The sequence below is a fragment of the Exiguobacterium sp. 17-1 genome (genome assembly GCF_023096305.1).
Lineage (GTDB): Bacteria > Bacillota > Bacilli > Exiguobacteriales > Exiguobacteriaceae > Exiguobacterium_A > Exiguobacterium_A sibiricum_A.
Window position 1 is genome coordinate 671,095 of the sequence record NZ_JALIGJ010000002.1, and the last position, 25,788, is coordinate 696,882.

Sequence of the window (25,788 nt, forward strand, 5' to 3'; positions counted from 1 at the left end):
TCAAGGGGTCGTTCGTATTTTTATCGAGCTTAGATTCTTACATTTTTTTGATTGAACCGCGGACAAGTGACAAGAAGTGGGCACGGACACGTTCTGTCGTCTCCATGACTTCTTCGTGATGAAGCGGTTGATCGAGAATTCCGGCTGCCATGTTCGAAACACACGAAATTCCAAGTACGCGCATATTCGAGTGGCGGGCCACGATGACTTCCGGCACCGTCGACATTCCGACGACATCTCCGCCGAGCAACCGGGCGAGTTTCACTTCTGCCGGTGTTTCGTATGTTGGACCCGTGTTCCCGAAGTAGACACCTTGACGGACTGTAATACCGAGCTCATCGGCTGTCTCTTGCGCAAGACGCAACAATTCCGCATCATACGGTTTTGACATGTCCGGGAAACGTGGTCCCATCTCATCAACGTTTTTACCAATCAACGGGTTTGTTCCGAAGAAGTTGATGTGATCCGTGATCAACATCAAGTCACCCGGTTCAAATGCTTCGTTACAAGCGCCGGCTGCATTCGTGACGATCAGTGTTTCGACACCGATTGCTTTCATGACACGGACCGGGAATGTAACCATTTCCATCGAGTAGCCTTCATAAAAGTGGAAACGTCCTTGCATCGCAACGACTTGTTTGCCTTCAAGGGTACCGAAGACGAGTTGTCCGGCATGACCTTCTACTGTCGAGACCGGGAAGTTCGGAATATCACTGTATGGAATCGCAATCGGATTTTCGATGTCGTCTGCGAGGACACCAAGTCCTGAACCAAGAATCAAACCGATTTCTGGTTTTGCCTGCATTTTACTCTCTAAATACGCACGTGTTTCATTCCAATTGACTGTCATCTGAATCGCTCCCTTAAAATTAAAGTTCTGACAAGAAACTCTTACCGTGTGCCGGTAGCTTCACATTGAAGTTTTCCGCAACCGTTGCTCCAAGGTCGGCAAACGTCGAACGGATACCTAGATCTTTGGCAACACCGTTTTTCGAATAGACCAACAGCGGAACGTACTCACGGGTATGATCTGTTCCCGGATGGACCGGATCATTGCCATGGTCTGCCGTAATGATCAACAAATCATCTTCTTGCAGACGGTCAAAGACTTCCGGCAGACGGGCATCAAATTCTTCTAATGCCTGACCGTATCCTTGTGGGTCGCGACGATGACCGAACAATGCATCAAAATCGACGAGGTTCAAGAAGCAAAGTCCCGTAAAGTCACGGTCGAGTTGTTTGACGAGTTGATCCATGCCGTCCATGTTTGATTTTGTCCGAATGGCGTCCGTGACTCCCTCACCATCGAAGATATCAGCAATTTTACCGAGCGAGATGACATCGAGACCCGCTGTTTCGAGTTCGTTCATGACAGTCCGGTCAAACGGTTTCAGCGCATAGTCGTGGCGATTTGAAGTCCGGACCCATGCTCCTTGCTCACCGAGGAACGGACGGGCGATGATCCGGCCGAGCATGTATGGATCGTCGCGCGTGATATCACGGGCATACTCGCAGATACGATAGAGTTCTTCAAGCGGAACGACTTCTTCGTGTGCTGCGATTTGAAGCACGGAGTCTGCTGATGTATAGACAATCAAAGCACCTGTCTCGACATGTTCCTGTCCGAGTTCATCGAGAATTTCTGTCCCTGATGCCGGTTTGTTCCCGATGATTTTCCGTCCAGAAAATGTTTCCAGGCGACCGATTAAATCTTCCGGGAATTTCTCAAAGACGCGGAACGGCGTGTCAATCCGCAGGCCCATGATTTCCCAGTGACCGGTCATCGTATCTTTACCGGCTGAGACTTCTTCCATTTTTCCGAAAGAAGCAATAGGCGCAGCATCCGCTGACACACCTTGAACCGGTTCGATATGCGACAGACCGAGCTGAGCAAGATGCGGCATATTCAGACCATCACGTTGTTCTGCGATATGTCCCAGCGTATGCGCACCAAGATCACCGAATTGTTCTGCATCCGGCGCTTCTCCGATTCCTACAGAATCCATGACCACTAAAAATACACGTTTGAATGGTTGAGCCATATTAAAATTCCTCCTATATACTTATTGCTTATTACTAAAGATAAATCCCGTTTGAACTTTCCCGTAAATAGACTAGACAAAACACTCTATTTGTCTGAAGTCAGACCTTTTGATGGTAAAACCATCACGCGCGTGGATGATGGTTCTTATAGACATCATGCAGTCTGGCTTTGTTGACATGTGTGTACATTTGCGTCGTCGATAAATCGGCATGCCCTAACATTTCCTGAACGACACGTAAGTCTGCTCCGTTCTCGAGAAGATGGGTCGCAAACGAATGACGCAAGACGTGGGGAGTGATGTCTTTTTCAATTCCCGCTTCTTTCGCCCGGCGCTTGATCATCTTCCAAAAACCCTGCCGCGATAAACGATCGCCGCGGCTGTTGAGGAACACATAGTCCGTTTGTCGTCCACCGAGACTGTTACGGGCCAGTTCAAGATAAATCGAGACGCTGTCAATCGCCGTCTGACTGATCGGGATGATGCGGGTTTTGTTGCCTTTTCCAAGACAGGACAAGTAACCAAGTTCGAGTTGTAAATCGCCCAGTGTCAGTTGTAACAGTTCGCTGACACGCATACCGGTTCCGTAGAGCAATTCAAGCATTGCTGCATCCCGCCGTACGAGTGGATCATTTCCGACGACCGAGTCAAGCAAACGGACGATATCGGTTTGACTCCAAACAACCGGCAGTTTTTTATCCGGCTTCGGCAAGTCAAGATGACGTGACGGATCATGACGGACGATTTGACGTTCTACTAAAAACTGATGGAACGATCGAATCGAGCTCGTCGACCGCCGAACCGTCGCTCGTGATTTTTGTGCCTGTAACAAGGATTCAATATGAAGGACGATATGGTGGCGTGTGACTTCTTCCGCGGACGAAATCCCTCGCTGTTCAAGCGTCGTCAAATACTGGTTTAAATCATTTCGATAAGCAGCTGCCGTGTTAACTGACATCTGCCGCTCAATCACTAAATAGTCGATAAATGTCTCCAGTTGTTGCCTCACTGAACTCATCCTCTGTCATTAAGAAATCGCTTACTTTCCCATCATATCAAAGGTGTAAACCGTTGTGAAGAGGTCTGACCTATATTTTTCAAAAAGAAAAACCGTCCTCTTTTTGATGAGGACAGTCAGACGGTTTGTGTTTGCGATTGTTCCAGTGCTTCACGTGCATGCCGCTCTTGGCACACCCGGCACACACCATGAAACGTCAAACGGTGGTCTTTGATCTTAAATTGGAAACGCGTGACGATTTCTTTTTCGACTTCTTCTAACATATCATCTAGGATTTCCTCGACGGATCCGCATTCGATACAGACGAGATGATGATGCGAGTGACTCGCACCTTCTTGCCGTAAATCAAACCGGGATACGCCGTCTCCGAAATTGACTTTATCAACGACTTCAAGTTCCGTTAATAATTCAAGCGTCCGGTAGACCGTCGCAAGTCCAATGTCTGAGTTTTTTTCTTTGACCAATAAAAAGACATTTTCCGCACTTAAGTGGTCCGACTCATGCTCCAGTAAGATCCGTACGGTCGCTTCACGTTGGGGAGTCAGCTTATATCCTTTACCGCTCAGCTGTTTTTTAATGCGTTCAACACGACTTTCCATCATAGCGCCCCCTTTGGTCGAAACTGATGGTTTTATCATAGCCGATAATCCGTCCTTTTTCAAATTAAAATGATTATCAACTGAAAATCATTCGCTTTAGAATGATTTTAATGTACGAATGTGCCAATGCTGAATCGCCATGATCGTTTTTGCATCGACAATTGTCCCGTTCGCAATAAGTTCCAGTGCCCGTTCAAGCGTCAACGTCTGGTTCTCCAAGAACTCATCCGCATCCAGCTGGCGTTGTCCTGCAGTCAATCCCGTTGCTTCATAAATATGTACACGTTCACTGCAAAAACCGGGTGCGCCATAAAAATCAAACACATGTGTCAGCTTATCTGCTGCGTATCCGGTCTCTTCTTTTAGTTCACGTCCTGCGCATTCTTCCGGATTTTCCCCTTTTTCCAACTTGCCTGCTGGGATTTCAATCGATAATTGTTCAAACGCTTTTCGGTATTGCTCGACGACTAACAAATCTCCTTTTTCATCAAACGCAATGATGGCGACTGCACCGTTATGATAAACCAATTCACGGACAGAGGTATTACCGTTCGGAAGACTGACGACATGTTTCTCGACGTTAAAGACTTTTCCTTCATAAATAACTTCCCGTTCTAACGTTTTTTCTTCCATCATAGACACCTCTTCTAATCGAATTTCTTCTCTTTCATAGTATGCCTGTTTTTTGATTCTTGATGCAAGCCTGTTTCCTTTTCCGCCGGAATGCCCATTCCGTACAAATCCACTCAGGAACATCCTCGATCAAATATGGTAAACTCATACACAGTAGCACTAGTCGAAAGAAATGAGGGATTGAATATGACACTAGGTTTAGGTACGATGACGATTTTAAAACGGGGGCAAGAGGAAGCAACCGAGATTCTTCGGACAGCGCTCGACGAAGGCATCATCCACTTCGATACGGCGGATGTTTACGCGAACGGTGCAGTCGAATCATTGATCGGACAGACTTTTTCACCGGAGGATCGTAGCCGGCTGTTTCTGGCATCAAAAGGCGGTAACCGGATGAATGATACCGGAACCGGTTGGACGTGGGACCCGAGTTACGACTATCTGAAAAAAGCGTGTGTCGAGAGTCTGAACCGTCTCGAAACACCCTATCTCGACCTCTATTATGTCCATGGCGGAACGATGGATGATGATCTTGATGCCTCGATTCGTGCCATGAAAGACTTGCAGGAAGAAGGACGGATCAAAGAATACGGACTCTCGTCACTCCGTCCGAACGTCATTGACTACTGGCTCGAGAACAGTGATTTCTCATACTTGATGACTCCATATTCTTTACTCGACCGTCGGATCGAAGAGTTATTACCGCGACTGCAAGAGCGCAACATTAAACTCGTTGCCCGCGGACCGCTCGCAAAAGGTCTCCTGACGACGGAAAGCATGTCTCGTCTTCAGTCGGTCGACCGGTTCGAACAGTACGATAAGGAACAACTGGAACACCTTTTATCAATGTTACAAGACTACCCGCTCCCGGCTATGGCACTTCAAGCCATTGACCAACAAGCTGATATCGTTCTGCCGGGCGCGTCAAGCGTGTCGCAACTGCAATCGAATCTGCAAGCGATGCAGGAACCGTTGACTGCTGAACAGATTGCGCATGTCTTGTCACTTCTTCCCGTCCACACGTATACAGAACATCGGTGAGGTTTGAATTTTTCACCAGCAGGGAAACTTCTTCTTTGTAACGTTATTACAGAGGAGGAGTTTTTATCATGTCAAAAATTTTAATCGTATCTACAAGTGCTGACGAAATGAACGGTCATAAAACGGGTTTATGGTTCGAGGAGTTTGCTGCTCCATTCAACCTGTTCAAAGAAGCCGGTCATGATGTCACAGTCGTTTCAGTTAAAGGCGGCGACGTACCGATTGATAAAGCGTCAATGGTGAAAGAAATCCTGCCTAAATTCCAGGAAGCACGCCGTGCCCTGCACGATACGACGCCACTTGCCGATGTAGATCCTGCTTCATTTGACGCTGTTTACTTCCCGGGCGGTCACGGAGCAGTCGTCGACTTCCCGAATAACCCGCTCGTTGCCGGTGCCATCGAAGCAATGGTCAGAAAAGACGGTATCGTCGCATCAGTCTGCCACGGTCCTGCTGCCTTTGCCCACGTCACGATTGATGGAAAACCATTCGTATCAGGTCGTCAAATCAACGGCTTCACGGATGAAGAAGAAAAATCAACAGGACTCGAAGACAAAGTTCCGTTCCTGCTTGAAACGACATTACGCGGTGAAGGGGCAACCTTCCTGACTTCCGATGCCGGAAAAGAATTTGCCGTCATCGACGGTAATGTCATCACAGGTCAAAACCCTGCATCAAGTGAAGCTGTCGCTAAACTCGTCATTGCTAAACTTGCAACTGTCTAAGCAACTCTTTCTACACGAAAGCCCCGCTCCGATGCGTACATCGGAACGGGGCTTTTTATGTGATTCAGCCGAAGAAAAATCGAATTTAAGGTAAAACCCGTTCATAGGCTGCGATTTCATGACTCAGTTCTTCTAACTTCTGTTTTTGGGTTTCATATTGTGGTGTCAGCTCGAGATGTTCCTGCTCCAGACTCGTTTGTTCCGCCGGAGTGAAAGAACGGGGAACAACCCGTTCCCGCCGGTACCACCGTTTTGGGATAATTGTCGGTTCCGGACCCGATCTTAAGAGATGATCGACTTGATCATATGCCGACCGGACTTCTTCGAACTGATCTTTGACAGATGGATGCTCCTGACGCAATTGTTCGAGGCGTGTCGCGACGAACGGTTGCGACTTCAGCACCAGCTGCTGTTTGATTGACTGCTTCAGAATCTGTTTGACTTGTGACCGTTGCACATCTGATTCTGCTTCGTCCGCTACAATCTCAAGATTAAGCTCTCCCGCTTCATCTAAAATCTGCTCCATCTCTTCGAACGATAACCAGACCATCTGTTGCGTGACGAACCGGTCAATCAATCCGGACTCTTCATAATAATCGCCAATTTCTCCGCCTAATTTTAATTCGGCGACGGCATAATGCACTTCATGTTCAATCATCTCATCCGTTACTTCATCTAACCACTCTTCATAATCTGTAAATACACTCACGTTCTGTACTCCTCCTCTAATCCCGATACAATTCATTTACTGTACCACAACGTCTGGCCCGAATGCGCTTTTGACGACGTAAAAAGACCAATCCTCTTTTCTGAAAAGTGGATTGATCAAGTGAGTTTGTTGCTCAGACATTCGTCTGACTTTTTTTTATTTCTTCCATCGCCCAGTCGCACCAGTCAAGATAATTCAGCATCATCCGTAAGCCGTATTCACTCGTCAAGGTTTCCCCAAGCGTTGCCCCGTTCTCTAAATGATCTTTTCGCCAGACCTTCATCATATCGACGGCAAACTGATGATGCCGCTTCGATTCTTCCAAATACAGAATCGCTTCATCCGGCGGTAACAGATGCAATAACGATACCCGCATCAAATTTTCATCTTTCATCTTCGGCTTGAATTCACTTGGTGCACGCAACCAGGCGACAAGTGCCGTTTGACCCGCTTCCGTAATCGAATAGACTTTTTTATCCGGTAAGTCTTCTTGGACGATATAAACACTCGTCACAAGCTGATCGTCTTCCATCTTCAACAATTCACGGTAAATTTGTGTATGATGCGCCGTCCAAAAATGTGTCATCTGCTTTTTGAACGTCGTACTTAAATCATATCCGGTCGCTTCTCCTTGAGTTAGCAGTCCGAGCAATGCAAATCGTAACGCCACTGGCTGCACCTTCTTTCATCAAATGTATATATTGTTAATTATCTCAAACAAATGCCCATTATGCTACTTTCTGCCTAGCTTTATCATAAAAAAGACGAAAGGACTGCCGCAGAAAATAGCGTGACAGTCCTTTCGTTACATTTGTTGTACCCGATATGCCTGAATTCCTTCGTTCACACGCCTCCAGTATGCAAGCGGATGCGGTACAAATTGATCCCGTCGGATGACTTCTTGATCAATCGTCTTAAACGTCTCTGCCGTCTCGTCTGCCAATCGGGCAAACTCAGAAATCGGTAAGGCAATCAATCGACTGACCTCTTCTGCTTGCAACCTATACTGTTCCAGCGGCACTGCTGAATCCGTCAGGTACAGATGGACACGTTCACGATCCTTTAAGTCCGCTAGTATCAATTCTTCCAGAAAGACACCTAGCGGAACTAACTGATCGAACTGCCGGACGAGACCGATCTCTTCTTCGAGTTCGCGGATCCCGTCCGCCGGTGTCTCACCTGCGAGCAAATGTCCGGCTGCCGTAATATCAAACAACTCCGGAAAATCTTTTTTCTGTTTCGCCCGTTGTTGCAACAAAACGTGTCCTTTGTCGAGATCGATGACAAAACAATGAAACGTTTCATGCCATAATCCGTCCCGGTGTACCGTCTTCCGGGTTGCCGGATACAACGGCTGACCGGATGAATCGACGACCATCAAGTGTTCCGATTCACTCATCGCAACACCTTCGAAGCTTGATAAAAACGTTCGCCGACGGTGTACAACTCAGCAATCAAAAAGATGACGGCAATCCAAATGATGGCGCTTGGGAACAGTAACATCGCGGTCAGAAAAAGAAATCCTTCCGTCCGTTCGACAAGACCAGGTTGATACTGAAATGATTTGAATCCATAATTATCGCTGACCGCTCCAATCGCAAGAAACATCGTCATACCAATGACAAATGAAGCGACGAGTAATAAAATAACGACTTGCGTCTCCGGAAACCGCAGGGCAATACCAATCAAAACGGATAATTCCACGATTCGATCGAGGACCAGATCAAGAATTGTCCCGATCGGCGTTGTTTTTTCCCGTCGCGCCATTGTTCCATCGACGACATCAAGCGCTCCGGACAGCCATAATAATAAAATTGCGATTCCCATCATATCGTTATAGACAAAGAAACCGGTCGAGGCACCAATGATGCCGGAAATGATTGTCACTTGGTTGGCTGAAAGACCCATCTTCTTCAATAATGTCGCCATTTGCTCAAAAAGGGGCTGGACGACTTTTCTGGCGCGCGTATCTAACATGCTACCCCTCCTTTCTCACAAGATAAGCTGTCACCTTTTCGCTGAACGTCTCTGTCGTTTGAACGACAAGCCGCTCTCCCGTTTGGCGCTCCACTTCATAAAATCGAACACCGTATTGCGTCAGCTCTTTCGTAATCGTAACACGTTCCTGTAATCCATTCGTCGGTCTTAAGACCAACTTCACTTCGGATAACGGATACCACTCACCGTTCAGACGCACTCCGTCGCCAAAGAACGGACTTTTTTCCGCTAACTCAATCGGATGTCCCTGATCAATGATTTGTCCCCGCTCCATAACGTAGACATAATCCGCCATTGCCATCGCTTCCTCACGGTCATGCGTGACAAGCAACGTCGTCACACCTTCCGCAACCGTCAAACGTCGAATCAGCGTCCGAAGTTCACGGCGGCGCGGTAAATCAAGGCTCGAGAACGGTTCATCCAGCAGCAGGAAATTCGGACTGCTTGCCAAAGCGCGTGCGAGACTGGCCCGTTGCTGTTCTCCGCCGGATAATTCATGGACAAAGGCATCCGCCCGTCCTGTTAATCCGACTTTAGTTAACCACTCTTGTACGTCCTGTTGATGACCTGTCGTCATACCAATCCGGATGTTTTGTCCGACCGTCAAATGAGGAAACAATAACGGACGTTGGAACAACATCGTCACTCCACGTTGATTCGGAGCGACGTGCGTCATGTCGACTTCACCGAAACGAATGATGCCGTCTGATACTTTCTCAAGACCGGCAATCAATCGTAACAGTGTCGTTTTCCCACTTCCACTCGGACCAACGAGCGCAACACATTGACCAGACGCAATGCGTAAATCAATTGCCTGCAGGACCTGTTTCTGGCCAAATCGTTTATTGACGTGCTGAATCGTAACGTCCATCTAACAGCCTCCGAACTACTTGCACCCATCCTTCTAATAAAATGAGTTGCACAAAATAAATCAATAAAGGTAAAACCAATAACCAAATCGTCGCTTCTTTAGCGGCGACCAAGGAATTTCCGGAATAGAGCGGAAACGCTTCAAGCGCAATCATTTGAACGACTCCGCCCCCAATTAAGATAACGAGCGCATACTGACTCAAAGCGATGACCGTTACGAGTAACGTGACCGATTGGATGGCAGAACGCATCATCGGTCCTGTCAAAAAAAGAAAACGTTTGAAGCGGCTTGGTTCAATCAACACCATTTGCTCCATCATCTGTTCACCCAGTGCTTGAAACGCATTCGTATAAATCCGAATTGTATATGGTAACGTCGGAAGCAGTAAAACCAGCAACACACCAATAAATTGATCGGCTAACCCTAACCGGATCCATGTCAGATAGAGACCAAACGACAATAATAACACCGGTAAGAACAGTGGCAAACTGATCAACAGTTCCATATACCGGATGGGTCGCCCCGTCCGAAATGCAATCGCCTTTCCTGTAATATAGCCGATCAAATGATTGAGCAGTGTTAATACGCCAATCATCGAAACCGTTGTCGTCAAGGTGTCGAACAAACGGGGATTCCAGGTCCAGGTGGACGGAATCAGTCCGAGCAATGGAGCCAGGACCAGCAAAGCTACTATTACTGTTATTGCCCGTCTTCTCATTCTACCCGCCCCTTACTGATCCGCTCCGTTAACGGGCGAATCATGCGTGTAAAGATCAATAACAACAAAAATAAGATTCCAGTCAAGAGAACACTGATGGCAAAAGCTTCCGGTTGGCGGGATAAATCGCCTTGTGTATACAAATCAAACGTATAGACGCCAATCAGCTTCGGATACGTCACACCGAGCAACGCCGGTACTTCATATGCAAATAAAGTAAAAGCAAAAACAATAAAGGCTGCCTCGAGAACAGGAAACAGCAAAAATACTCCTTTTCCATGCCACAACCGTTTCATGCGCGATAAACCGAGCATCAATCCCAGTTCTTCGTACCGGTGATCGAGGCGCCGGTAGACCGGCAACAAATAAAAAAAGACAAACGGAATTTCTTTGTAGAGATACGTCAAGATGATGCTGAATTGATTCCCTTCATGCGGACCGACGACCGGAAAATCGCTCAAATAAAGAATGGCCAAATAGGCTGCACCGAGGTGTGGCAAAAATAACGGAACAGCCAAAAATTGTGTCGTCCATCCTGTTTGCTTGGCGAAAAATCCGGCCAACCACGCTCCGACCAAAACAGACAGCACCGTACTGCTGACTGCTACATACAAGCTGATGCCGATACTTTCCAAAAATACCGGATCCACGAACAACCGGCTGTAATCTCCCCAGGTCGTCATCGAAAGACTGACGAAAAGACCGTAGCCGACCATACCGGTAATCAGCAAAGTGGCAGGCCAGGCATTACCGCGCCACACGTTCCGGCCAGTCTTTCCGAATCACATCAAAGAAGGCCGGATCCAGTTCAGCACGGACTTTGTCCTCAAATGCCGCTGGTTTCGGTGTGGATTCCGCCGCCGGAACGTCTTCAAACGCCTGTTTTTCCGTCGAACTTAACGTCGTCAAATCTAAACTTGTTCCGTCCCCCCAGTACGTGCCGTCAAATTTCTTGAGTTGGGCATCCGGCGACAATAACGTGTTGACTGTGACGAGTGCTCCATTGGGATTTGGTGCATTAAACGGAATCGACAGGAAATGGGTCGAGGCAATTGAACCCTCGGTCAAGACTAGCGGACGTGTCTCTTTCGGGAATGTCCCTGATTTCACTTCCTGTTCCGCCCGACGTTCATTGAAGCCCATCGTGAACGCAACGCTTCCTTTTGCATACAACTGGTCAAGCTGTGCTAACGTCTTCGGATACGTTTTGCCTTCTTTCCATAAATAAGGTTTCAATTCATTTAAATAGGCCCACGTTTTCTTAAAGTCCGCTTTCGGATCTTTTAACGTTTCTTTCGACTCGACCCCATACATGACGTGGCGGACAAAGGCATTTCCCGTAAAGTCAGTCACTTCCGGATACGTGAATTTACCCGGATTTTGTTTGACCCAGCTTTTAAGTTGCTGTAAGTCTTTCGGTGGTTTCGCGACACTGGCTTGATCATAATGGAACGTATATTGAACTTTTCCCCACGCCGCTTCCAGGTGATCAGTCGGTGTCCCGCTATCCGATCCTTGTGCTTGTGGATCCACGTATTTCATGTTCGGCAACACTTTCGTGATTTCACCGTATAATAAGCCGTCCTTTTTCGCATTCCGGAAGTTGTCCCCGTTGATCCAGACGACATCAATGACGCCTGTTTTTTTCCCGGCTTTTTTTTCCGCCCGAAGTTTTTGAATCAAATCAGCTGTTTCAATCGGAACACGCTTTAATGTAATCTTATGCTCTTTTTTCAGCTTCGGTGCTACATATTCATCGATGTAGGCATTGATCCCCTCGTCGCCGCCCCACATATACATCCGGACGGTCGTCTCGTTTGCATCTTTTTCAATCGATGTATAAGAAGAACCTAATACTTTTTCCTGAACCGGTGCTGCCGGAGACGCACATCCGGCAAGAAACAATCCTGTTGCTGCGATTCCAATCATTTGCTTCATCATGTGTAAAAAACCCCTTTATTTTTTATCAAAACCTGACTTACCGAGCCATTCAATGATCCGCGGAAACAGTCCGTAGGCTTTTGCAGAACCTTCCATCCAAAACGGCGCATTGACCTCGCGTTTTTCTCGGATGATGGCTCGAGTAACCGTTCGTGCCAATTTTTCTTTCGACAACACGATGCTCGCGACATTTTTTTCGTATTTCCGGCTGAGATCCGCCCGAATAAAAAATTCCGTCGCAATCGGTCCAGGATTGACGGTCATGACATGAAGCCCCTTCGGCTTCAGTTCAAGACGCAACGCATTGGAAAACTGATATAAGGCTGCTTTTGTCATACAATAAATCGTCGACTTAGGTGTAGGTAATTTCCCCGCCTGACTCGCCACGTTGACAATCATGCCTTGAGGACGAAACAGCGGGAGACAGGCTTTCGTCAATCGAATCGGGGCCAGGACGTTGACCCGGTTCATCGATTCGATGGTTTCAACCGTCGTCTCCTCTAAAAAACTGAACTCCCCGAAACCGGCGTTATTAATTAATACATCAATCATGCCATACCGCTCGGCGATTTGATCAGCCAGACGCTCCGGTGAATGTTCTAAATCATAGACAACGTATTCCGCTTGCAGTGTCTTTGCGACCTGTTGCAACCGATCTTCCCGCCGGGCGACTAAGATCAAGTTTGCTCCATGCCGATTCAGCTCGTATGCGAGGGCTTCCCCGAGACCGCTGGAGGCACCGGTCAAGACAACCGTTTTATTCATGAGATTCATGTCCACTGCCCTTTCTCGTATACCGTAAAATCCCGTCTTGTTTTTCGACAACAATCTGTCCACTGGCCACAAGGTAGTCGAGGCGTGCTTTCATCTCACTCATGACGAGCGGGAACGATTTCTTCAAACGGTTTCCGTATGTCACTTGCGCGAGTTCAAACAACGTTTTTGTTCCCTCGATATGTTTCAACAACTGTTCGCCCCGCGCTTTACGTTGCAACAGACGTTCTTCAATCAAGGACGGGACATCGCGAATCGGCTCGCCGTGTCCGGTATAGGCAATCTCGATCCGTTCGCCTTGCAGTTTACGGAGGGAACGCATGTAAGCGAGGACCGGTCGTTTCATGTCCGATTCATCTCCGGGTTGCGGTTGCTCGAGCAACGGATTGGGTTCGACGCGCGCCAACAGGTGATCTGCTGCAAACAGGACTCCTGACTGACTGAGGATACCGATTTGATCGCTGGCATGACCCGGTAATTCGAGTACACGGTAGTCGCCTGACGCCGTAATGGCATCCCCTTCTTGCAGGGTATGATCCAGCTGTCCCTTTCCGAGCCATTTCAAAGCGGATAAATAACTCGGTAACAGCGCCCGTATTTCGTCCGGTACACCAAATGACAACGCCAACCGTTGCAGGAAGTCATCCCCGTTGCTCAAAAATGCTTGATCTTGTTCTAAGTATGGTCTCAGACGGGCATGTCCATGAATCGGAATCCCCTGTTCAGAAAAACGATAGGCGAGTCCGGCATGATCTGCATGATGGTGCGTCACGATTACTTTATCGAGCATCGAAACCGTCACTCCGATTTTCCCGAGACCCTCTTGCATCGCTTGCCAGGCTTGATCCGTATCCGGACCACAATCGATTAAAATGGTTTCCGTTCCGGTCCGTAACAGATAACAATTGATATCTCCGACAGGAAACGGTGTCGGAATGGGTAAAGTAAAGATTTCATCTTCTCGTCGCATCGATAAACCCCTCTTCTCTCTGGATGGTTTCCTTCATTATAGAGAGAAAGAAGCGACAGCGGCAAACTTTGTCGCCCTCAAATCACTAAACCTCTAAAAAGAATACGGCGGACGACAGCATTTGGATGCAAAAAAGCGACCTTTCCGCAGATTGAAAGGTCGCTTTGATCAAACTATCTTATTTTAAGTTAAGAACTGTTAATTTATCGCGTGTCATTGAAGCAAGACTTCGTCCGACACCTTGTACACCAAGACCCGATGATTTTACACCGATGAATGGGAAGTGATCGGGACCACGTTCCGTCCGACCATTAATTTGGACAGAACCTGTTTCAAGCGCATCTGCAACACTGAACGCTGCGTCGATGTTTTCCGTGAAGACACTTGCTTGAAGACCGTATTCCGATTCATTCGCATACGCGATCATTTCCTCGACCGAGTTGACACGAATGACAGGTAAGACCGGTCCGAACGGTTCTTCCCATGCAATCCGCATATCACGTGTGACATGGTCAAACAATGTTGGTTCGATCAAGTTTGCCGTCCGGTTTCCACCTGTGACGAGTGTTGCGCCTTTTTCTTTCGCATCCGTAATCAGACCTTCGACGAAATCAGCTGACTTCGCATCGATCAACGGTACGACAACACTTTCGTCCTCCGGTGAACCGACTGTCAATTTCGCGATTCGAGCAGACAATTCTGCGACGAGCGCATCTGCCTGAGGTTCAAGAACAAATACACGTTTGATTGCTGTGCAACGTTGTCCGGAATACGAAAACGCACCGCTGATGATGTGATCTGCCGCTAGCGAGAGATCCGCATCCTCAAGAACAAGGGCGGGGTCTTTCCCGCCAAGTTCGAGAACGAGTGGAATCATCGACGATTGACGCGAGAGATGTTGTCCCGTCGCTGTACCACCTGTGAACGTAATCATGTTGATGCCTGGGTGAGCTGTCAAATAATCACCGATGACGGAACCGCGTCCGGTTACTAGATTGACGAGTCCTGACGGCAATCCTGCTGCGACAAGTGCTTCAACCATCAATGTACCGCTGATTGAACCTTGTGTTGCCGGTTTGAAGACAACTGCGTTTCCGGTCATCAAGGCAGGTGCCAGTTTCGCCGCTGCGAGGTTGACCGGATAGTTAAACGGTGAAATCGCAAGTACGACACCAAGCGGTGCTTTTTTGATGATGGCGATTTTTTTCGCACTTCCGCCCGGGAACGAGTCCCCTTGCATCATCTGACCGTCAAAACGGAGGCCTTCTTCTGCTGTATAACGGATGATTTCTGCCGTCCGTTTCACTTCTTTGATTCCGTCAGCAAGTCCTTTACCAACTTCACGCATAATGACTTCGCCGATTTCGTCCGCACGCTTTTCAAGTTCCGTTGCCCACGCATGAAGCAATTCGGCCCGTTTATTGGCAGGGACTTTCGCCCATTCTGCCTGCGCTGTTTTAGCAGACGCAATTGCCCGGTCTACTTCTGATTTTGTCATCGCTTGGACACGACCGACTGTATCTTCTTTATAAGGGGAAGAAATTTCAATGGTTTCATTGGATTCACTTTCCTGCCATTGTCCATCTAATAAGTATGTGTATGTTGTTGCTGTAGTCATTCCACTCGACCTCCATTTATTTTTTCTCTCTCACTTCAGTGTGTGGCTGCATAGCTTATTGTAATCAATTGGTCAGACAAATGCCAAACATTTTGCTTAACATAAAATGAAAGCGATTTCAATAACTTTTTTATTCTTTTTGTTGTGGAAGAGTTGCTTCTTTCTGCCGATAACTAGTCAGAAGTGCAGTGCAGGATGGAAAGGGGATCAATTACGTGTACAATCAACACGATATTTTATTAGAAGCTGGAACAAATGAGTTGGAAATCGTTATTTTTCATTGCGGACCGTATACGTTCGGCATCAATGTCATGAAAGTCCGGGAAATCATCGTTCCACTACCGATGACACCACTACCTGGGACACCGGACGCTGTCAAAGGATTGATCGAACTTCGGGGTGAAGTCATGACGGTCATCGATTTACCGACCGTCATCGGCGTGGCTCATGAAGAAACAACAGACGATCGCTTGATCATCTGTGAATTCAATGGCGAGAAGAGTGTCCTCCGCGTCGATTCCGTAACAGAAATCCGCCGTATTTCGTGGGAACAGATCGATACACCAAATGAACTCGCACGGGGGATCGAAGGTTTGACGAACGGTGTTGTCAAGACCGGCGACAAGATGATCATCTTACTTGATTATGAAAAAATCGCGCTTGAACTTTCGCGTAAAGACATCTTCGCCCGGGAAGAAGGTCGTCGCGTCTCGCCACGGAACCGGTCGAATAAAACCATTTGGATTGCAGAAGACTCGGAAATGTTACGGACACTTATCATCGAAACACTCGAAGAAGCTGGTTACGATAGTTTGAAATGGTTCATCAACGGAAAAGATGCCTTTGATGCCTTTGAAGCGGGAAGCGATTGTGATCTGTTGATTACGGACATCGAGATGCCCAAAATGGACGGTCTTCACTTGACGAAACGCCTGCGTGAAGATGATCGTTATACCGATTTGCCAATCGTCGTCTTCTCCTCATTGATCTCTAACGATCTTCGGCATAAAGGAGAATCCGTTGGTGTCAACGCTCAAATCACGAAACCGGAAATCGGTCGATTGATCGAAACGGTCGATACATACGTGCTTTGAATCGTTATTGTCGTACACAAATATCCGTCCCCTGATTTTCAGGAGACGGATATTTTTAATATAGGCATGATTGCGACAGAAGTCGTGTCAACGGTATCTAATCTTTCACCTCAGACAGAATCCGTATTTTTACCAAGAAACACATCTAACCAAATTTTTCTGAAACCGACCATACATTCTTCAATCCGAGTCAAGACTTCCGGGGCATTCGTGACCGAACCCGTTTCCGCCTCACGCTCTAGAAGTTCAAAATCATCTGCTAAGTCATCCGCCGCTACGGAATAGGAGGCACCTTTAAGTAAGTGAGCTAATTTCTCAGTCTGTACCGCATCTTCTGCTTCGACCGCATCCTTGAGTTCCGGAAACTTCCGATCAAACTGAGCAATGTACGTCTCACCAATTTTCTGTAAAAATACGTCATCGCCACCGGCAATCAGACGTAGTTCTTCTAACTTCTTTTCATTAAAAAAAGGCATCTTTTCCCCTCCTCTTTTTCTATATTATCATTAAACGTTTTAAAAAAAAATCTGAGAATCATTTACACGGTCTATAGAGTATTCCTATAATGAAAAAGTGAAGAGCAGGAGGGATAGACAATGTTGACGATTTATCGAAGTGATGTGACGGGGGCAGTCAACGAGATTCAGGAGTTTACGAAAGGTTCCTGGATTCATCTTGTCAATCCGACAAAAGACGAAGCCGATCAAGTAATCGCTGCTACGAAAATTCCTGAGGATTTTATTTATGACCCACTTGATGTCGAGGAAAAACCTCGTTTCGAGAAAGATGATGAAGGTTTGTTGATGATCGTCGACGTTCCTTACATCGAAGAAGAATCATCCGGACGTCGTTACAATACGATCCCGCTTGGTATCATCGTGACGTCAAGACACTTTATCACGGTCTGTTCGCAACAGTTGGATGTCTTAACGTTATTCTCAAGCGGAAAGCTCCGTGCATTCCGGACGAATTACCGTTCCCGATTCGTCTTTCAAATCTTATATAAAGTCAGTTCCTCATATCTCCGGTTCCTGCGGCAAATTGACCGCCGGATGGATGAGCTCGAGGAAGAATTACAACGTTCGATGCGAAACCAAGAAATCTTCCAATTAATGAACTTACAAAAATCGCTCGTATATTTCATGACTTCTTTGAAGTCAAACGATGGAGTACTCGATCGGATCATCAAAACACCGAGTCTTGAAAAACACGAAGACGATGAAGACCTGCTCGAAGATGTGTTCGTCGAACACCGCCAGGCCATGGAAATGGCCCAAATCTACAAAGACATCATCAGTTCGACAATGGATACGTTTGGTTCCGTCATCTCGAACAACGTCAACTTCGTCATGAAGTTTCTCGCGTCGATCACGATTGTCATTTCGATTCCGACGATGATTTCGGGAATGTTCGGAATGAACGTCCATGTACCATGGGAAGGCGAAGTCATCGGCTTTTGGATTGTCTTCGGCATGATGATTTTCTTCTCTGGCTTAGCTGCCTTTATTTTGTGGCGCCGCCGTTTCTTTTAGTGCTTATGAACTGATGGACAAAAAACCACTTACTTTTAAATGCCTTAGTCTAGGAAAGCGTGTTGAGACGACTGTCTCTTCGGCTCTCTCTGCCTAAGTCCATCAAAAGGAAAGTGGTTTTTTTGCAGATTAATTAATTTCGACGGTTACGAGACATAAATCGTCTGCATCGTCACTTTGATCCGGTTGAATCAATTGATGAATCGCCGGCCCCTGTTCTTGAATCAATTCACGAATCGCACTGATGCCTTCATCGATTCCCTTACTGTACAATTCCATGAAGCCATCTGTATACAAGTAGACACAACCTGGCGAAACGAGGTCAATCGTCTGGCTCGTATACTCCGAATCTTCGAACATCCCGACCGGTAATCCCGTATTCTCAAGCGGAATGATTTGATTCCCCATCCGCAGTAAGCCCGGTGGATGCCCGGCATTCGCATAACTGAGTTTCATTTCATCCAGTTCGATGTACAAGTACACGGCTGTAAAGTAAATTTCCGTTTCATCACCCGGGAACAAGCGGCTCATCTGTTTGTTTAATTCCTCGAGTACTTTCGCCGGATCGCCAATGCGATGTACGAGTTCAAATAAAATCGAACTCATTCCCATCGTAATCAGAGCAGACGAGACGCCGTGTCCCATGACGTCAAATAAGATGATTCCGTATTTTTGCGGCGAAATCCGGTACCAGGCATACATATCGCCTGCCAGTTTTTTCGACGGAATGTAGGTCGCCATAATTCGGATGTCTTCGTCCTCGATATTCGCACTTAACACGCTTTGTTGAAGCTTTTGCGCTAAATCAAAGTCTTCCTGTAAGACTTTTTCGTAACGCTTTCGAGCATCAATCGCTTGTTTAAGTGACATCGCGTTTCGGACACGGGCTAACAATTCCGTTTTCCGAATCGGTTTTGTCGTGTAATCAGATGCACCGGCATCAAGTCCATCCGCGATATCTTCTTCGTTCGATCGACCGGATACGATGACAATCGGTAACTCATCCAAGCCAAACCGTTTACGAATTAAGCGTGTCGTATCGATACCGCTGATTCCGGGCATTTCGACGTCAAGTAACACGACGTCAAGTGTCTCGGTAAACACCGGGTCTTCCATCAGTTCCATCGCTTCTTCCCCGCTCATCGCTTTGACTACATCGTATCCTTCGTTTTCAAGCAAACGTTCTAAAATCATTAAATTGGTAAACTCATCATCTACGACCAGTATACTCATGTCGTCTCACCTCGTTCCATCAACATATTCATTGAAAATAGTTTAGCACACAATTTGCATTTTCGTTTAGACGAAAGATGCTTTTTCCGTCATACTAAAGAAGAATGAAAGGAGGAATGGGTCATGTGGCTTTATGTCGTCTCCATTCTAATCATCGTCTTCGTCTTAGTCGCTTCAATCCTCGTGATTTCAAAGGGTTACGGGTACAAAGGCAACAAGGATGACATCGAAATCGATTACGATGAAATCAACCGTAAACTATCTGAAAAACACGATGACGAGCATCGATCGTAAGACCATCAGGCCGTCTCAGACCATCATATCATCGGATGGTCTTTTTGTTGTATTACAAATGCATGTTTTTAGTTGTGAGATAAGGGTATATTCCTATCATGGTCAAATCATACTTTAAGGGAGTGTCAATCATGCAACCAAACTTACCAAACGATCCACATGCCGTACATGCCGAAAACCCGAATCGCCAGTTCGATCAGGAAACTTCATCTGGTCGTCAAGTCAGTTTACTTACAGGAATGCTGCTAGGCGCAGTCGTCGGCGGTCTCCTGACGTTACTCAGCTCGTCTAGCCGTCAAAATACGAAACAAAGCCTGCGCGGTGCTAAAGACTCTGTCTCGACGCTCGCTTCATCAATTAAAGAAGATCCGTCAGGCAAAGCATCACAAGTCATCAACCAAGTAAAGAGCGCTTCAAGCATCATTCAAGAAGTCGCATCTGATGTCCAAAACGTTTACGATAAAGTCAACACGGAGCTTGAGACCGTTAAGACTGATGCATCGTCTGTCAAAGAGACGGTCAACGAAGCTAAAGGAGATCTCAACTCTATTAGCAGTAAAGTCGTTGAAGCGAAAGATGTGGCACTCGGAAAAGAAGAAGCACCTCCCGAGCACCAACCAAATAATGCGCAGCACGATGATTCGAAACAAGATCATTCTCAATCAAACAAATAATTCGATGACACCTTCCCGGACGATCCGGGAAGGTGTTTTTCATTGGAAGTGTTTCACAATAATCGCAACACGTTCCCGCATCCCGAAACGTAGTACGCCGGACAGTGGTGTCGCAGCCGGAATGGCATCGGTCTTTAAGTCCATCTGTTCTGCTTCTTTTCGGGCACGGTACAAATGAAAGTCCGATGTCACGATCGAGACACGGTTTTCAGATGCCGGTAACAGCCGTTTTGAAAACATCAGATTTTCAGTCGTCGATGTCGATTGATCTTCAAGCAACAATCGTTCTTCACTGATTCCTCCTTGAAGCATCCCGCGTCGCATCGCTTCCGCTTCCGAAATCGCCTCTCCGTCCCCTTGTCCTCCGCTTAAGATAAACGTCGTATCCGGAAATTGTTTTCCGTACCGGACGGCTGCCTCAATCCGGTTACTTAGAATCAATGAGGGTTTCTCGCCTTTGACACCGGCTCCAAGCACGATGACGTACGGATGCTTCCCGTTCGCAAGCGGTCGTTCCCCCTTCGCGATGAACCAGCCGATGCTGAACCAGAATACGATGAGTAATAAGAGTAACCCAAGACCGGCCTTATAAAAACGGCGTATGATATGTTTTAATGTTTTCTTCACGATTATGTCTCCTCAGTGGTAAGATCCTGCTGTCTTTTTGTCACCTCTTTCAATACGCCTCGCCACGTAAAAGGTTTCAACTCGTTTTTACAAAAAAAAAGCGACACCTCCGCAAAAAATCGGTGTGTCGCTCTGCCTTATCTGCCTGACATTAATTTCCCCAAATCGATGTCACGTATTCCGGATGATCGATGAACGGATTACGGTTTTTTTGCCATTTCTCAAAGATGATATCGTTTCGTCTGATTTCCGTCGCATCGACCGGATCAAGTTTGTTCCAGGCTTTTAGCGTCGACAGTTTTCCATGGAGTGGATTCGTACCGTTGCTGACGTTTTCTGATGCCTCTAAATCAATTTCACCGCCGCCTTCATAGCGGACTGCCATGTAAAAGATCATGCGGGCGATATCGCCTTTGACACGTGTCGGCGGCTCCCATGAATCGCTGTCGCGGTAGCAGTCACAACCGGCATACTTCGTTCCGCCGTTATCAAAATCAAGATTTCCCCGTGCGCTGTTGACGACGACGTCTTCTGCCCGAAGATGGTGCAGATCTGTTCCCGGTCCGTTGCTTGTTCCGAAATCACCGTGTGACTTCGCCCAGACGTGTTCCCGGTTCCATTGACCGACGTTCCCGCCGTTATTGCTCTTGGCAATCGATTTACCCGTATAGAGTTCGATGACATTATTTGCATTGTTCGGATCTTGATCCGTTTCCTTCAGAGCAGTCCAAACCGTGTCGTATGACACTTGCGTATGGTTATCAATGATATCGTGCAGTGAGGCTTTTAATGCCGCACCTGTTTTACCAGATGCTGGTAGATAATACGCGTCGATCGTCGGCTGTGACGTGACCATCTGAGGTCCGGCAACGATTTTCGTCGGTTCTGTTTTCGCGATGACTGGTGTAAACGAAATTGACCCAAGTGCAAGTGCAGCGACAAGCGCCCCGCTGATTTTCGACTTCCAATTCATACTGTGTTTCCCCCTTGGTTACATATGTATGTGCTCGTCTTACCTCCTCATTTTCACACCTCCTTTCACATCTGAGAAGCTGGACAAAAGACCTTGAAATCCCCGAAAAGAAACTGAATCAAAATTCATTCGGTTGTTCAAGAGTCCGATGGTCCTGTTTTTTTCTTTAGAACAGGTCAACCGACCAGTTATTCTTCTCATCAAAAAATATTCCAGGTTCAAAAGTCACGAAAACAAGATGTTCAGAAATAAACGCCACGGGTGATACAGCAACTTTCAAAACTTGCTATACTGTAAATGCAAACGCTTTCATAAACTTACAGGAGGTCTTTTCATGAAACAAAAACGTTTGATTGTCGCAACACTCGCGACCGCCACTTTTTTAGCGCCACTTGTGCAACCGATTGCAGTGGGTGCGACAGCGGATAACGGTACGATGATGCAGTATTTTGAATGGTACGTTCCAAATGACGGCAACCACTGGAACCGTCTCGGCAGTGATTCGACGAAACTTGATCAACTCGGAATCACCTCTGTCTGGATTCCACCCGCTTACAAAGGGACGACCCAAAACGATGTCGGGTACGGGGCTTATGATTTATACGATCTCGGGGAATTTAATCAAAAAGGAACCGTTCGTACGAAATACGGAACGAAAGCTCAACTGAAAACAGCCATCAGCCAACTACATACAGCCGGCATCGATGTCTACGGGGATGTCGTCATGAACCATAAAGGCGGTGCTGATTTCACGGAAGCTGTTACAGCGGTCGAAGTCAACGGCAGCAACCGGAATCAGGAAATTTCGGGCGATTACCAGATTCAAGCCTGGACCGGGTTTAATTTTGCAACGCGAAACAATACGTATTCAAACTTCAAGTGGAAATGGTACCACTTTGACGGAACCGATTGGGATCAATCCCGCTCGAAAAGTGCCATCTATAAATTCCGTGGGACCGGAAAAGCCTGGGATACCGATGTTTCGACCGAAAACGGCAACTACGATTACTTAATGTATGCCGATATCGATTTCGATCATCCGGAAGTCCAGCAGGAAATGAAAAACTGGGGCAAATGGTACGTCAATGAACTCGGTCTCGACGGATTCCGCCTCGATGCCGTCAAACACATCAAACACGGTTATCTCGCAGACTGGCTCGCAAACGTCCGGCAGACGACCGGAAAACCGTTATTTACGGTTGCTGAATATTGGCAGAACGATCTCGGAACCCTGCAAAACTATTTGAGCCGGACGAACTATCAGCAATCAGTCTTCGATGCTCCGCTCCACTACAAGTTCGAGCAGGCGAGTAAAGGCGGCGGCTACTATGACATGCGGACGATCTTTGACGGAACGCTCGTCAAGAGTAATCCGGTCCAAGCCGTCACGCTCGTTGAGAATCATGATTCCCAGCCGGGGCAGTCGCTCGAGTCAACCGTTCAATCCTGGTTCAAACCGCTTGCTTACGCCATGATTCTGACGCGTGAACAAGGATATCCGTCGGTCTTCTACGGCGATTACTACGGAACAAAGGGCACGTCGAACCGTGAAATACCGGCGCTTGCCTCAAAAATCGATCCGCTGTTAAAAGCACGGAAAGACTTTGCCTTCGGAAAACAAAACGATTATCTCGATAACGCCGACGTAATCGGCTGGACCCGCGAAGGTGTGACGGACCGCACAAAATCAGGTCTTGCGACGATTCTGTCCGACGGTCCGGGCGGCAGTAAATGGATGTATGTCGGGACACAAAACAAAGGCGAGGTCTGGACGGATATCACCGGCAACAATACGGCTTCCGTTACCATCAATCAGGACGGTTACGGTCAATTCTTCGTTAACGGCGGCTCGGTTTCTGTTTACCGCCAGCAATAAGTTCATACAAAAAAACCGGTTGTTCAAAGGACTTTTCCGTCCGCTGAACAACCGGTTTCTTTTTATTCGGCGAGTCCGATGCTGCTCCGGACATGTTCGTCCTGTTCGATTGCTTCCAGTAAAAAGTGAGCGACATCCGCCCGGTTGATTTGTTTTGCCTGCTCCGGAACACCGCTCTCCGTTTGGCGATATAAGCCGGTCAACGGACCATTCATCAGACGAAGCGGTCGCGCGACCGTATAGGCGACGTCCGCCTGCTTCAACAGTTCAATCGCCTGCCGGTGATCCTTTAAGGGATTTTTAAGAATCTGTTGTGCAAGTAACCCTTGAGCTCCCGGCAGTTCCTGATCGACGCCTGCAGAAGCGACGTAGCCGATTCGTTCGACTCCGTTCACCTTCATCGCATTCACGATTCGCAAGAGACTCCGTTCTAAAAATCCGCTGTATGCCAGACTCTCGGTCCCGAGGGCCGTCAATACTGCCTCTTGTCCCTGCATCGCTTGATTCACTGCGTCTTGGTTAAGTACGTCTCCTTCAATTACATGCAGTTTCTCGTCCGTCAATTCCAGTTTGTCCGGGTTACGGACGAATGCCGTCACCGTATGTCCGTGGGCAATCGCCTGTTTGACCAACTCCTGTCCGGTTTGTCCGGTTGCTCCGAAAATAATCAGTTTCATAAAACGGCCTCCCTTTATCTGTTCTTTTACTCATGTACCCTTCCCTTTCGGTCAGTAATCGTCCGGCATTTTATTGTGAATCAGAAAATTGTTTCTTCTTGTTTTCCATTTGTGCTAAAATTCAGTTAATAATATTGGATATTTTTTCCTTAAGTTACTTCATTTCTTAAATCCTTTTCAAAATGGCTGTTTGAAGTTCATTCCACTAGACGGAGGCGTACATATTGAAACTACAACAATTAAAAGACCAGCTCAATACGATTTATCTCGGAAAGTCTGATGTCATCGATTTATGTTTGACGGCATTGATTGCCGAAGGTCACATCCTACTTGAAGATGTACCGGGTACCGGGAAGACGATGCTCGCTAAAGCCCTTGCCAACAGTTTCGACAGTGCCTTCTCCCGGATTCAGTTCACGGCGGATCTTCTCCCGTCTGACGTCATCGGTTCCGACTTCTTTAACATGAAAACACAGGAATTTGAGAACAAACGTGGTCCTCTGTTTGCGAATGTCGTCCTGATTGACGAAATCAACCGGGCTGTCCCACGTACCCAGTCTGCTTTGCTTGAAGCGATGGAAGAACGCCAAGTCTCAATCGGCGGGACAACGTATCAGATGCCGGCTCCGTTTTTTGTCATTGCCACGCAGAATCCGATTGAATCTGCTGGAACCTTCCCGCTTCCAGATGCCCAGCTCGACCGCTTCATGGTGGCGATTGAAGTCGGTTATCCGGATCTTGAACATGAACGCCAACTGTTGAATGAAGTATTGGCGAACGTCCGGAAACAAGCAGTCGGTATCGCGACAGGCGGCGACTTGATTACATGGCAGGAAGAAGCACGGCGCGTTCATGCGTCTCAGGATGTACTCGATTATCTATTGTCGATCGTCCAGGCAACCCGTCACCATGCTCTCGTCGAAGTCGGCGTCAGTCCCCGTGGTGCGATTGCTTTACTTCGGGCATCACAAAGTTATGCCTTCCTCAACGGACGCGATTTCATCATTCCGGAAGACATAAAATACTTGGCGAAACATGTCTTGTCCCATCGTTTAACGTTAACGCTTGAAGGCGGCATCAAAACGACGAAAGCCGATTTATTACTGCATCTGCTTGATGACATTCCGGTCCCGGTTGAAATGGGGTGATGT

General features: G+C 47.2%; 29 protein-coding genes. 8 read left to right on the forward strand and 21 right to left on the reverse strand.

The annotated features are described in order from the left end of the window. Positions 1-37: 37 nt before the first annotated feature. The 5 genes from MUN34_RS09220 to MUN34_RS09240 form a co-directional block, all read right to left on the reverse strand. Positions 38-850: a purine-nucleoside phosphorylase gene (locus MUN34_RS09220; protein WP_247857616.1), complete on the reverse strand. Its 813-nt coding sequence runs from the start codon at positions 848-850 to the stop codon at positions 38-40. 19 nt (positions 851-869) lie between these two features. Next, on the reverse strand, positions 870-2,042 hold the full coding sequence (gene deoB, locus MUN34_RS09225; protein ID WP_247857617.1) for a phosphopentomutase: 1,173 nt from the start codon (positions 2,040-2,042) through the stop codon (positions 870-872). 124 nt (positions 2,043-2,166) lie between these two features. Continuing rightward, positions 2,167-3,051 carry a site-specific tyrosine recombinase XerD gene (gene xerD / locus MUN34_RS09230; protein WP_247857618.1) on the reverse strand — a complete coding sequence of 295 codons (885 nt, stop codon included), beginning with the start codon at positions 3,049-3,051 and terminating at the stop codon, positions 2,167-2,169. A gap of 125 nt (positions 3,052-3,176) precedes the next feature. Beyond that, complete coding sequence (gene fur / locus MUN34_RS09235; RefSeq protein WP_026828821.1) at positions 3,177-3,659, reverse strand: ferric iron uptake transcriptional regulator; 483 nt, start codon at positions 3,657-3,659, stop codon at positions 3,177-3,179. A gap of 96 nt (positions 3,660-3,755) precedes the next feature. Next, positions 3,756-4,292: an NUDIX hydrolase gene (locus MUN34_RS09240; RefSeq protein WP_026828822.1), complete on the reverse strand. Its 537-nt coding sequence runs from the start codon at positions 4,290-4,292 to the stop codon at positions 3,756-3,758. A gap of 186 nt (positions 4,293-4,478) precedes the next feature. Between MUN34_RS09240 and MUN34_RS09245 the strand changes: the two genes are divergently transcribed. Together MUN34_RS09245 and MUN34_RS09250 are read left to right on the forward strand one after the other, a co-directional pair. After that, a complete protein-coding gene (locus MUN34_RS09245; protein WP_247857619.1) occupies positions 4,479-5,333 on the forward strand; it encodes an aldo/keto reductase in 855 nt (284 codons plus the stop codon). Positions 5,334-5,401: 68 nt separating this feature from the next. Continuing rightward, positions 5,402-6,058, forward strand: a complete 657-nt coding sequence (locus MUN34_RS09250) for a type 1 glutamine amidotransferase domain-containing protein (RefSeq protein ID WP_034769938.1) — start codon at positions 5,402-5,404, stop codon at positions 6,056-6,058. 85 nt (positions 6,059-6,143) lie between these two features. Here the strand turns inward: MUN34_RS09250 and MUN34_RS09255 are convergent, their stop codons facing one another. From MUN34_RS09255 to MUN34_RS09305, 11 genes are all read right to left on the reverse strand, one after another. After that, positions 6,144-6,767, reverse strand: coding sequence for a hypothetical protein (locus MUN34_RS09255; protein WP_247857620.1), 624 nt, complete (start codon positions 6,765-6,767; stop codon positions 6,144-6,146). A gap of 133 nt (positions 6,768-6,900) precedes the next feature. Next, a complete protein-coding gene (locus MUN34_RS09260) occupies positions 6,901-7,437 on the reverse strand; it encodes a PadR family transcriptional regulator (RefSeq protein ID WP_026828826.1) in 537 nt (178 codons plus the stop codon). Between the two features lie 135 nt (positions 7,438-7,572). Next, positions 7,573-8,166 carry an NUDIX hydrolase gene (locus MUN34_RS09265; protein ID WP_247857621.1) on the reverse strand — a complete coding sequence of 198 codons (594 nt, stop codon included), beginning with the start codon at positions 8,164-8,166 and terminating at the stop codon, positions 7,573-7,575. Further along, complete coding sequence (locus tag MUN34_RS09270; RefSeq protein ID WP_026828828.1) at positions 8,163-8,744, reverse strand: CDP-alcohol phosphatidyltransferase family protein; 582 nt, start codon at positions 8,742-8,744, stop codon at positions 8,163-8,165. The genes MUN34_RS09265 and MUN34_RS09270 overlap by 4 nt, the downstream gene beginning before the upstream one ends. Position 8,745: 1 nt before the next feature. Beyond that, positions 8,746-9,636 (reverse strand): ABC transporter ATP-binding protein, encoded by an 891-nt coding sequence (locus MUN34_RS09275; RefSeq protein WP_247857622.1) that lies wholly within the window; start codon positions 9,634-9,636, stop codon positions 8,746-8,748. Next, the gene (locus MUN34_RS09280) at positions 9,608-10,354 is read right to left on the reverse strand and encodes an ABC transporter permease subunit (protein ID WP_026828830.1); all 747 of its coding nucleotides are present in this window, start codon (positions 10,352-10,354) and stop codon (positions 9,608-9,610) included. The genes MUN34_RS09275 and MUN34_RS09280 overlap by 29 nt, the downstream gene beginning before the upstream one ends. Then, the gene (locus MUN34_RS09285; RefSeq protein ID WP_247857623.1) at positions 10,351-11,115 is read right to left on the reverse strand and encodes an ABC transporter permease; all 765 of its coding nucleotides are present in this window, start codon (positions 11,113-11,115) and stop codon (positions 10,351-10,353) included. The genes MUN34_RS09280 and MUN34_RS09285 overlap by 4 nt, the downstream gene beginning before the upstream one ends. Continuing rightward, positions 11,102-12,295 (reverse strand): ABC transporter substrate-binding protein, encoded by a 1,194-nt coding sequence (locus MUN34_RS09290; RefSeq protein ID WP_247857624.1) that lies wholly within the window; start codon positions 12,293-12,295, stop codon positions 11,102-11,104. The genes MUN34_RS09285 and MUN34_RS09290 overlap by 14 nt, the downstream gene beginning before the upstream one ends. A gap of 15 nt (positions 12,296-12,310) precedes the next feature. Continuing rightward, positions 12,311-13,069, reverse strand: coding sequence for an SDR family NAD(P)-dependent oxidoreductase (locus MUN34_RS09295; RefSeq protein ID WP_026828833.1), 759 nt, complete (start codon positions 13,067-13,069; stop codon positions 12,311-12,313). Further along, entirely contained in the window at positions 13,053-14,039 is a 987-nt protein-coding gene (locus MUN34_RS09300) for an MBL fold metallo-hydrolase (RefSeq protein ID WP_247857625.1), read from the reverse strand. Before MUN34_RS09300 ends, MUN34_RS09295 begins: the two co-directional genes overlap by 17 nt. A 178-nt stretch (positions 14,040-14,217) precedes the next feature. Next, positions 14,218-15,657, reverse strand: a complete 1,440-nt coding sequence (locus tag MUN34_RS09305) for an NADP-dependent glyceraldehyde-3-phosphate dehydrogenase (protein ID WP_247857626.1) — start codon at positions 15,655-15,657, stop codon at positions 14,218-14,220. Between the two features lie 215 nt (positions 15,658-15,872). On the opposite strand from MUN34_RS09305, the gene MUN34_RS09310 reads away from it, so the two are divergent. Then, on the forward strand, positions 15,873-16,751 hold the full coding sequence (locus tag MUN34_RS09310) for a chemotaxis protein CheV (protein ID WP_026828836.1): 879 nt from the start codon (positions 15,873-15,875) through the stop codon (positions 16,749-16,751). Positions 16,752-16,861: 110 nt separating this feature from the next. Here the strand turns inward: MUN34_RS09310 and MUN34_RS09315 are convergent, their stop codons facing one another. Then, complete coding sequence (locus MUN34_RS09315) at positions 16,862-17,227, reverse strand: Hpt domain-containing protein (RefSeq protein WP_026828837.1); 366 nt, start codon at positions 17,225-17,227, stop codon at positions 16,862-16,864. Between the two features lie 120 nt (positions 17,228-17,347). Here MUN34_RS09315 and MUN34_RS09320 point away from each other — a divergent pair, with 120 nt between their 5' ends. Further along, positions 17,348-18,283 carry a magnesium transporter CorA family protein gene (locus tag MUN34_RS09320; RefSeq protein ID WP_026828838.1) on the forward strand — a complete coding sequence of 312 codons (936 nt, stop codon included), beginning with the start codon at positions 17,348-17,350 and terminating at the stop codon, positions 18,281-18,283. 129 nt (positions 18,284-18,412) lie between these two features. On the opposite strand, the gene MUN34_RS09325 is transcribed toward MUN34_RS09320, so the two are convergent. Continuing rightward, positions 18,413-19,516, reverse strand: a complete 1,104-nt coding sequence (locus MUN34_RS09325) for a PP2C family protein-serine/threonine phosphatase (RefSeq protein WP_026828839.1) — start codon at positions 19,514-19,516, stop codon at positions 18,413-18,415. A gap of 123 nt (positions 19,517-19,639) precedes the next feature. On the opposite strand from MUN34_RS09325, the gene ytzI reads away from it, so the two are divergent. Together ytzI and MUN34_RS09335 are read left to right on the forward strand one after the other, a co-directional pair. Further along, positions 19,640-19,810 carry a YtzI protein gene (ytzI, locus tag MUN34_RS09330; protein ID WP_152538833.1) on the forward strand — a complete coding sequence of 57 codons (171 nt, stop codon included), beginning with the start codon at positions 19,640-19,642 and terminating at the stop codon, positions 19,808-19,810. 131 nt (positions 19,811-19,941) lie between these two features. After that, positions 19,942-20,484 (forward strand): hypothetical protein, encoded by a 543-nt coding sequence (locus MUN34_RS09335; RefSeq protein WP_026828840.1) that lies wholly within the window; start codon positions 19,942-19,944, stop codon positions 20,482-20,484. A 39-nt stretch (positions 20,485-20,523) separates the two neighbouring features. On the opposite strand, the gene MUN34_RS09340 is transcribed toward MUN34_RS09335, so the two are convergent. Beyond that, positions 20,524-21,111, reverse strand: a complete 588-nt coding sequence (locus MUN34_RS09340) for a YdcF family protein (RefSeq protein ID WP_034769946.1) — start codon at positions 21,109-21,111, stop codon at positions 20,524-20,526. A gap of 151 nt (positions 21,112-21,262) precedes the next feature. Continuing rightward, positions 21,263-22,084, reverse strand: a complete 822-nt coding sequence (locus MUN34_RS09345; protein WP_026828842.1) for an endonuclease I family protein — start codon at positions 22,082-22,084, stop codon at positions 21,263-21,265. A 334-nt stretch (positions 22,085-22,418) separates the two neighbouring features. Here MUN34_RS09345 and amyS point away from each other — a divergent pair, with 334 nt between their 5' ends. Next, positions 22,419-23,960, forward strand: a complete 1,542-nt coding sequence (amyS, locus tag MUN34_RS09350) for an alpha-amylase (protein ID WP_247857627.1) — start codon at positions 22,419-22,421, stop codon at positions 23,958-23,960. A gap of 62 nt (positions 23,961-24,022) precedes the next feature. Here amyS and MUN34_RS09355 read toward each other — a convergent pair whose 3' ends face one another. Continuing rightward, a complete protein-coding gene (locus tag MUN34_RS09355; RefSeq protein ID WP_026828844.1) occupies positions 24,023-24,637 on the reverse strand; it encodes an NAD(P)-dependent oxidoreductase in 615 nt (204 codons plus the stop codon). Positions 24,638-24,861: 224 nt separating this feature from the next. Between MUN34_RS09355 and MUN34_RS09360 the strand changes: the two genes are divergently transcribed. Then, complete coding sequence (locus MUN34_RS09360; RefSeq protein WP_247857628.1) at positions 24,862-25,785, forward strand: AAA family ATPase; 924 nt, start codon at positions 24,862-24,864, stop codon at positions 25,783-25,785. The last annotated feature ends 3 nt before the right edge of the window (positions 25,786-25,788 follow it).

What these genes read in the sequence shown, in the direction of transcription:
- MUN34_RS09220 (WP_247857616.1), bottom strand. Translation starts at nt 850, where the DNA reads ATGACAGTCAATTGGAATGAAACACGTGCGTATTTAGAGAGTAAAATG.
- deoB (WP_247857617.1), bottom strand. Translation starts at nt 2,042, where the DNA reads ATGGCTCAACCATTCAAACGTGTATTTTTAGTGGTCATGGATTCTGTA.
- fur (WP_026828821.1), bottom strand. Translation starts at nt 3,659, where the DNA reads ATGGAAAGTCGTGTTGAACGCATTAAAAAACAGCTGAGCGGTAAAGGA.
- MUN34_RS09240 (WP_026828822.1), bottom strand. Translation starts at nt 4,292, where the DNA reads ATGGAAGAAAAAACGTTAGAACGGGAAGTTATTTATGAAGGAAAAGTC.
- MUN34_RS09245 (WP_247857619.1), top strand. Translation starts at nt 4,479, where the DNA reads ATGACACTAGGTTTAGGTACGATGACGATTTTAAAACGGGGGCAAGAG.
- MUN34_RS09250 (WP_034769938.1), top strand. Translation starts at nt 5,402, where the DNA reads ATGTCAAAAATTTTAATCGTATCTACAAGTGCTGACGAAATGAACGGT.
- MUN34_RS09265 (WP_247857621.1), bottom strand. Translation starts at nt 8,166, where the DNA reads ATGAGTGAATCGGAACACTTGATGGTCGTCGATTCATCCGGTCAGCCG.
- MUN34_RS09270 (WP_026828828.1), bottom strand. Translation starts at nt 8,744, where the DNA reads ATGTTAGATACGCGCGCCAGAAAAGTCGTCCAGCCCCTTTTTGAGCAA.
- MUN34_RS09275 (WP_247857622.1), bottom strand. Translation starts at nt 9,636, where the DNA reads ATGGACGTTACGATTCAGCACGTCAATAAACGATTTGGCCAGAAACAG.
- MUN34_RS09280 (WP_026828830.1), bottom strand. Translation starts at nt 10,354, where the DNA reads ATGAGAAGACGGGCAATAACAGTAATAGTAGCTTTGCTGGTCCTGGCT.
- MUN34_RS09290 (WP_247857624.1), bottom strand. Translation starts at nt 12,295, where the DNA reads ATGATGAAGCAAATGATTGGAATCGCAGCAACAGGATTGTTTCTTGCC.
- MUN34_RS09295 (WP_026828833.1), bottom strand. Translation starts at nt 13,069, where the DNA reads ATGAATCTCATGAATAAAACGGTTGTCTTGACCGGTGCCTCCAGCGGT.
- MUN34_RS09300 (WP_247857625.1), bottom strand. Translation starts at nt 14,039, where the DNA reads ATGCGACGAGAAGATGAAATCTTTACTTTACCCATTCCGACACCGTTT.
- MUN34_RS09305 (WP_247857626.1), bottom strand. Translation starts at nt 15,657, where the DNA reads ATGACTACAGCAACAACATACACATACTTATTAGATGGACAATGGCAG.
- MUN34_RS09315 (WP_026828837.1), bottom strand. Translation starts at nt 17,227, where the DNA reads ATGCCTTTTTTTAATGAAAAGAAGTTAGAAGAACTACGTCTGATTGCC.
- MUN34_RS09320 (WP_026828838.1), top strand. Translation starts at nt 17,348, where the DNA reads ATGTTGACGATTTATCGAAGTGATGTGACGGGGGCAGTCAACGAGATT.
- MUN34_RS09325 (WP_026828839.1), bottom strand. Translation starts at nt 19,516, where the DNA reads ATGAGTATACTGGTCGTAGATGATGAGTTTACCAATTTAATGATTTTA.
- ytzI (WP_152538833.1), top strand. Translation starts at nt 19,640, where the DNA reads ATGTGGCTTTATGTCGTCTCCATTCTAATCATCGTCTTCGTCTTAGTC.
- MUN34_RS09335 (WP_026828840.1), top strand. Translation starts at nt 19,942, where the DNA reads ATGCAACCAAACTTACCAAACGATCCACATGCCGTACATGCCGAAAAC.
- MUN34_RS09345 (WP_026828842.1), bottom strand. Translation starts at nt 22,084, where the DNA reads ATGAATTGGAAGTCGAAAATCAGCGGGGCGCTTGTCGCTGCACTTGCA.
- amyS (WP_247857627.1), top strand. Translation starts at nt 22,419, where the DNA reads ATGAAACAAAAACGTTTGATTGTCGCAACACTCGCGACCGCCACTTTT.
- MUN34_RS09355 (WP_026828844.1), bottom strand. Translation starts at nt 24,637, where the DNA reads ATGAAACTGATTATTTTCGGAGCAACCGGACAAACCGGACAGGAGTTG.